Here is a 6,447-nt window from a genome sequence, read left to right on the forward strand (position 1 = left end):
CTGGTCCCACTTGGTGTCCCACGCCAGCCGCGAGGCCTGCTCGGCCCAGAACGCCTCACGATCGGCATCGGCCTGGCCGTACAGCGCCGACGTGGCGTTGGCCTGCGCCGCGAAATCCTCAGACGGCACGTATCGGTCGTGGGCTTCGTTGCTCACGGACACTCCCTGCTGCTCGGTGCGCGGTACTGGTCAGGCAACGTAAGCAACGCCCGTGACTCGCGGCACCCCGCGTGCGACCGATCGTCGTGCGCACGCGGCCGAACGCCGCCGATGCGCGACGAGCGGTTGACGAGCGGTCTCGCCCAGGTCAGCCGATCGGATTAGCATCTCGGCATCCGTCAACGGCGATTTGGGGTCTGGATGCCTGCACCGATCAACCGCATGCCGCAGTCCGGCGCGTGGTTGCCGCGGCGCTCGGACTCCGAATCGGTGCTGCGCACCGCGCGCCGCCTGGCCGAGAATTTGCGCGCCGGACCCGCCGGGCCGGGTGTAGCGGACGCGGTGCGGGGCCTGCGGCGGCTGCTGGAGGTCGACGCGGTCGGCATGAGCGATCTGTCCGGCGCGCTGCAGTGGTCGGGCCGGTCGAAGGCCGAGCCCGACGCGGTCAGCGCGGTCGCCGACGTCCTGCACACCGAGACCCGCAGCGGCCGCCCACCGCTGGTGGCGATGCCGCTTCTGGTGCACGACGAGCTCACCGGGGTGCTCGTCGTCGAGGGCGAGGTGCGGATGTCGGCGGTGCGCGAGGCCACCGCCTGGGTCGAGGAGGCGCTCGAGCACGGCAGGCTGGAGCACTCGGCGGAGCTGGCAGCGCAGGCCGAACTGCGCGCGCTGCGGGCCGAGATCTCGCCGCACTTCATGTACAACGCGATGACCGTGATCGGTTCGCTGGTGCGCTCCGACCCGGAGCGCTCCCACGAGATGATGCTCGACTTCGCCGAGTTCATCCGCTACGGGCTCGCGCGGCACCGCGACTACACCACCGTCTCCGACGAGTTCCACGCCATCGAGACCTACCTGGCGCTGCAGCGCGCGGTGCTCGGGGAGCGGCTGCGGGTGCAGATCCGGGTCGCGCCCGAGGTGCTGGCCGTGGCGATCCCGTACCTGGTGCTGCAGCCGCTGGTGGAGAACGCGGTGCGGCACGGCATGGAACCCCGCTTCACGCCCGGCTCGGAAGGGGCCGGCACCGTGCAGGTGCTCGGCGAAGCCGAAGGGAGCGATCTGATCATCAGCGTCGAGGACGACGGGGTCGGGATGGATCCCGCCTTCGCCGAGGCGATCCTCGCCGGCAACGGGCCGCCCGATTCGGTCGGACTGGCCAACGTCGACCGGCGGCTGCGCAGCGTCTACGGCGCCTGGTACGGGCTGGTCGTGGAAACCGCCGAGGGAGCGGGCACCCGAGTGGTGGTCCGCGTCCCGCGATTCCATCCGGGAGTGGTGCCGAGTTGACCGAAGGACTGCGCGCGCTGGCGGTGGACGACCTGCCGCCCGCCCTCGACGAGCTGTGCAGGCTGCTGCGGGACGCCCCCGAAGTCGCCGAGGTCGTGGCCGCCTCGGACGCGCTCGGCGCGCTGCGCACGCTGCAGAGCGACCAGTTCGACGTGGTGTTCCTGGACATCTCCATGCCCGGCATGGACGGTGTGGAGCTGGCGTCGCTGCTGGCGAAGATGAGCGCGCCTCCGGTGATCGTGTTCGTCACCGCCTACGAGCAGCACGCGGTGCAGGCCTACGACATCGGAGCCGTCGACTACCTGCTCAAACCCGTTCGCGCGGAACGGCTCTCGGCCGCGCTGGACCGCGTGATGCGGATGCTGGTTGCTGACGACCTCGCCGAACCCGTCCCGGCGGCGCCGGAGGCTATGGTCGCGCTGCCGGTGGAGACCGCCGGACGCACCCGCTACGTGCGGCGCAGCGAGGTGCTGTTCGTCGAAGCCCACGGCGACTACGTGCGGCTGAACACCCGCGGCGGCGTGCACGTGGTGCGGATGCCGCTGTCGCGGCTCGAGGAGTACTGGGAGAGTGCCGGTTTCGTGCGGGTGCACCGCAGCTTCCTGCTGTCGCTGGACGCGGTGCGGGAGTTGCGCAGCGACTCCGCGGGTGCGCTCAACGCCCACACCGAAGCCGGTGACGTCCCGGTCAGCCGCAGGCACGCCCGGGAGCTGCGGGAGCGGTTGCTGGACAACGCCCGCAACGCCGAGCTGACCAACCCGCGGGGACGCGGATGAGCAGCGGTCCCAAGCGGGTGGCGGTGACCAGCCCGCAAACCCGGGTGGCGCACGCCCGCCGCATGCTGCGGCGGCGCTGGCGCGCCCCTCGCCTCGAACCGGGCGAGGCGCTGCGCGCCCGGCAGCTGCACCGGGTGCAGCGCAGGATCGGCGCGGTGACGCTGCTGGTGCTGTTCGCGCTGGTCTTCGGGCTTCCGCTGGTGTTCGCCGCAGCGCCGGGGCTCGACGAGCTGCGGGTGCTGGGCGTGCCGGTGTCCTGGGCGTTGCTGGTGCTGCTGCCGTTCCCGGCGATGGTGGTGCTGGCCCGCTGGCAGCTGCGCCGGGCCGAGCGCGCCGAGGAGCGCTGAGCCGTGTTCGCCCTGCTCGCGGTCGCGGTGGTCGTGCTGCTCACCCTGCTCATCGGGCTGCGCGGGGTGGCGGCCATGCGCACCACCTCCGATTTCCTCGTCGCTTCTCGCCAGGTGTCGCCGCTGGTCAACGCGGCGGCGGTGTCGGGGGAGTACCTCTCGGCCGCGTCGTTCCTCGGGGTGGCGGGGCTGATGCTGTCCAACGGGGTCGGCGCGCTGTGGTACCCGGTCGGCTTCACCGCCGGGTACGTGGCGATGCTGGTGCTGGTGGCCGCCCCGATGCGGCGTTCCGGGGCGCTGACCGTGCCCGACTTCGCCGAGGCCCGCTTCGCCTCGCCGGAGCTGCGGCGGCTGGCGGCGGTGGTGGTGCTGATCATCGGCGGGCTGTACCTGGTCCCGCAGTTCCGTACCGCCGGGCTGGTGCTCAGCGTGGTCAGCGGCACCCCGTACTGGGTGGGCGTGGTGATCGCCGGTGTGGCCGTGTCGGTGACCCTCGCGCTGGGCGGGATGCGGGCGGCGACCTACGTGCAGGCGTTCCAGTTCTGCCTGAAGCTGCTGCTGTTCGTGGTTCCGGCGGTCTGGCTGGTGCTGCAGGTGGGCCCGGCGGTGCGGCACGAGGCGCTGAACCCGGTGCCGTACACCCACTTCGCCGAGGACACCGCGGTGACCTTCCGGGTGGCGGTCGAGCTCGACGTCACCGAGCCGGTGACCGCCCGCGAACCGGACGGACGAGCGGTGCCGCTGGGGCCGGGCGGTCACGAGGTGGAGGCGGGGCGGACGCTGACGTTCCCGGCAGGTGCGGCGGTGCCGGAGATCGACGGCATCGACGTGCCGGGCGGGCCGGATTGGGGGCGGCCGCTGCTGGACCTGGAGAACGCCGACCACCCGCTGCTGGGCACCTGGGCGGTGCTGCTGGCGACCATGTTGGGCACGATGGGGCTGCCGCACGTGATCGTGCGCTTCCACACCAGCCGCGACGGGCGCGCCGCCCGGCGTGCCGCGGCCATCACCGTGCTGCTGCTGGGCTGCTTCTACGTCTTCCCCGGTGTCTACGGCGCGCTGGGGCGGGTGCTGATGCCGCAGCTGTACCTCTCCGGCGTCACCGACTCGGTGGTGGTCGGGCTGCCCGCGCAGGTCGACACCGGCTGGGCGGGTGCGCTGTTCACCTCGCTGCTGACCGCCGGGGCGTTCGCGGCGTTCCTGGCGACCTCGCTGGGGTTGCTGCTGGTGGTCTCCGGTGCGATCTCGCACGACCTCACCCCGGGCGGGCTCGGGCAGCTGCGCTGGACCGTGCTGGGCGCGGCGGCGGTGGTCGTGCTGCTGGCGCTGCAGGCCGCTCACCTGTCCGCAGGCGTGCTCGTGACCTGGGGGTTCACCGTGGCCGCGGCGACGTTCTGCCCGCTGCTGGTGCTGGGGATCTGGTGGCCGCGGCTGACCCGCACCGGGGCGCTGTGGGGTGTGCTGGTCGGGTTGACCGCCACCTCTGGCGCGATCGGGGCGACGCTGTTCGGCCCGCAGCTGGAGGGTTTGCCGGCGATGCTGCTCGCCCAGCCGGCGCCGTGGGCGGTTCCGCTGGCCTTCGCGACGATGATCGCGCTGTCGGTGCGCGGGAAGACCCCGCCGTGGGCCGAGACCGCCATGCTGCGCCTGCACCTCGACGAGCCGTCGCGTCCCTGACCGCGGGTCACGGTCGGGCAAAGCGCGTGACCGCTCGTCCCGGTCGGCCCGCCGTTCGTCGACCGTTCGTCTCGTCCCGCGGTCATCGGTCCCGGACGGCTCCCGCTGCCGCGTAACCCTTCCTTAGCGTGGCGCTCCTCACACGTTAGGGAGGATTCGTGAGCACCACCGACTCGGCCAATCCGCCGCCCACCGACGACGTGTGGCACGAGGCCCACGCCAGTGAGGACTTCGCGACGCTGCGACGTCGGTTGCGGGCGTTCGTCTTCCCGGTCTCCGCGCTGTTCCTGGTCTGGTACCTGGTCTACGTGCTGCTGGCCGACTACGCGCACGGCTTCATGTCGATCAAGCTCGTCGGCAACATCAACATCGGACTGGTGCTGGGCCTGCTGCAGTTCGTGTCCACCTTCGTCATCACCACGCTCTACGTGCGCTACGCCAACCGGAACCTGGACCCGGTGGCCGAGCGCATCCGCGCCAAGGTCGAAGACGCGTCCTGAAATCCTGAGGAGTAGCTGGGATGTACCACCTCGCGCAGGGGTTGCAAGGAAGCAACCCGCTGCTCAACATCGCAATCTTCGCGGCCTTCGTCGGGGTGACGCTGGTCGTGGTGCTGCGCGCCAGCCGCAACACCCGCAGCGCGGCCGACTACTACGCGGGCGGTCGCGCGTTCTCCGGGCCGCAGAACGGCATCGCGATCGCCGGTGACTACCTGTCGGCGGCGTCGTTCCTGGGCATCGTCGGCGCGATCGCGCTCTACGGCTACGACGGGTTCCTGTACTCGATCGGCTTCCTGGTGGCCTGGCTGGTGGCGCTGCTGCTGGTGGCCGAACTGCTGCGCAACACCGGCAAGTACACGATGGGCGACGTGCTGGCCTTCCGGATGCGCCAGCGCCCGGTGCGGGCCGCGGCGGCGACCTCGACGCTGATGGTGAGTTTCTTCTACCTGCTGGCCCAGATGGCCGGTGCGGGCGTGCTCGTCTCGCTGCTGCTGGGCGTTTCCAGCGGGACCGGTCAGGCGCTGGTGATCTCGGTGGTCGGCGTCATCATGATCGTCTACGTGCTGGTCGGCGGCATGAAGGGCACGACCTGGGTGCAGATCATCAAGGCGGTGCTGCTGATCACCGGCGCGGCCGTGATGACGGTGTGGACGTTGGCGCTCCACGGTTTCGACTTCTCCGGCATGCTGCAGGCGGCGGTGGACCGGGCGTCGTCGGGGGAGAAGCTGCTCAACCCCGGTGCGAAGTACGGCAAGTCGGAGACCAGCAAGCTGGACTTCCTGTCGCTGGGCCTGGCCCTGGTGCTGGGCACCGCGGGTCTGCCGCACGTGCTGATGCGCTTCTACACGGTGCCCACGGCCAAGGAGGCGCGGCGCTCGGTGGTGTGGGCGATCTGGCTGATCGGCCTGTTCTACCTGTTCTCACTGGTGCTGGGCTACGGCGCGGCGGCCATCGTGGGGCCGGAGGCGATCAAGAGCGCGCCGGGTTCGTCGAACGCGGCGGCACCGCTGCTGGCCCAGGCGCTGGGCGGCCCGCTGCTGCTCGGGTTCATCGCCGCGGTCGCCTTCGCCACGATCCTGGCCGTGGTCGCGGGGTTGACCATCACCGCCTCGGCGTCGTTCGCCCACGACATCTACGCCAACGTGATCAAGCGGGGCAAGGTCGAGGACAAGGACGCCGAGGTCCGCGTCGCCCGGATCACCGCGGTGGTGATCGGTGCGGTCGCCATCGTCGGCGGAATCCTGGCCCGGAACCAGAACGTCGCGTTCCTGGTGGCGCTGGCGTTCGCGGTGGCGGCCTCGGCGAACCTGCCGACGATCCTGTACTCGCTGTTCTGGAAGCGGTTCAACACCTCGGGCGCGCTGTGGAGCATCTACGGCGGTCTGGTCACCACCGTGGTGCTGATCGTGTTCTCACCGGCGGTGTCCGGGACCGAGGAATCCATGCTGCCCGGCGTGGACTTCCACTGGTTCCCGCTGCAGAACCCGGGCCTGGTGTCGATCCCGGCGGCCTTCTTCTTCGGCTGGCTCGGCACGGTCCTCTCCAAGGAGCACCTGGAGGAGAAGTACGCAGAGATGGAGGTCCGTTCCCTCACCGGCGCAGGCGCGGAAAAGGCCTCCGCGCACTGACCCTCCGCGGTGCCCGGTGGGGCCCCCGCGACGGCAGAGCCCGGCCCCCCCCCCGGTGATACACGCCCATAAA

7 protein-coding genes are annotated in these 6,447 nt (G+C 71.1%); 6 read left to right on the top strand and 1 reads right to left on the bottom strand.

Annotated features, from left to right (window positions below; all coding sequences use genetic code 11):
• Positions 1 to 162, bottom strand: a 162-nt coding sequence (locus R4I43_RS25620) for an acetyl-coenzyme A synthetase N-terminal domain-containing protein (protein WP_324268368.1), incomplete at its 3' end; no start/stop codon positions are given.
• A 198-nt stretch (positions 163 to 360) separates the two neighbouring features.
• Between R4I43_RS25620 and R4I43_RS25625 the strand changes: the two genes are divergently transcribed.
• The 6 genes from R4I43_RS25625 (at position 361) to R4I43_RS25650 (ending at position 6,374) form a co-directional block, all read left to right on the top strand.
• Entirely contained in the window at positions 361 to 1,446 is a 1,086-nt protein-coding gene (locus R4I43_RS25625; protein ID WP_407691316.1) for a sensor histidine kinase, read from the top strand.
• Positions 1,443 to 2,222 carry a LytR/AlgR family response regulator transcription factor gene (locus R4I43_RS25630; protein ID WP_324268257.1) on the top strand — a complete coding sequence of 260 codons (780 nt, stop codon included), beginning with the start codon at positions 1,443 to 1,445 and terminating at the stop codon, positions 2,220 to 2,222. Before R4I43_RS25625 ends, R4I43_RS25630 begins: the two co-directional genes overlap by 4 nt.
• On the top strand, positions 2,219 to 2,569 hold the full coding sequence (locus R4I43_RS25635) for a DUF485 domain-containing protein (RefSeq protein WP_324268258.1): 351 nt from the start codon (positions 2,219 to 2,221) through the stop codon (positions 2,567 to 2,569). Before R4I43_RS25630 ends, R4I43_RS25635 begins: the two co-directional genes overlap by 4 nt.
• Before the next feature lie 3 nt (positions 2,570 to 2,572).
• A complete protein-coding gene (locus R4I43_RS25640) occupies positions 2,573 to 4,246 on the top strand; it encodes a sodium/solute symporter (protein WP_324268259.1) in 1,674 nt (557 codons plus the stop codon).
• Positions 4,247 to 4,404: 158 nt separating this feature from the next.
• Positions 4,405 to 4,746: a DUF485 domain-containing protein gene (locus R4I43_RS25645; RefSeq protein ID WP_324268260.1), complete on the top strand. Its 342-nt coding sequence runs from the start codon at positions 4,405 to 4,407 to the stop codon at positions 4,744 to 4,746.
• Positions 4,747 to 4,766: 20 nt separating this feature from the next.
• Positions 4,767 to 6,374: a solute symporter family protein gene (locus tag R4I43_RS25650; protein WP_324268261.1), complete on the top strand. Its 1,608-nt coding sequence runs from the start codon at positions 4,767 to 4,769 to the stop codon at positions 6,372 to 6,374.
• Positions 6,375 to 6,447: the final 73 nt, after the last annotated feature.

This window comes from Saccharopolyspora mangrovi, assembly GCF_035320975.1.
Taxonomy (GTDB): Bacteria; Actinomycetota; Actinomycetes; order Mycobacteriales; family Pseudonocardiaceae; genus Saccharopolyspora; species Saccharopolyspora mangrovi.

Excerpts from the sequence above, each read along its gene's own strand:
- R4I43_RS25625 (WP_407691316.1), top strand. The coding sequence starts at position 361 with ATGCCTGCACCGATCAACCGCATGCCGCAGTCCGGCGCGTGGTTGCCG.
- R4I43_RS25635 (WP_324268258.1), top strand. The coding sequence starts at position 2,219 with ATGAGCAGCGGTCCCAAGCGGGTGGCGGTGACCAGCCCGCAAACCCGG.
- R4I43_RS25650 (WP_324268261.1), top strand. The coding sequence starts at position 4,767 with ATGTACCACCTCGCGCAGGGGTTGCAAGGAAGCAACCCGCTGCTCAAC.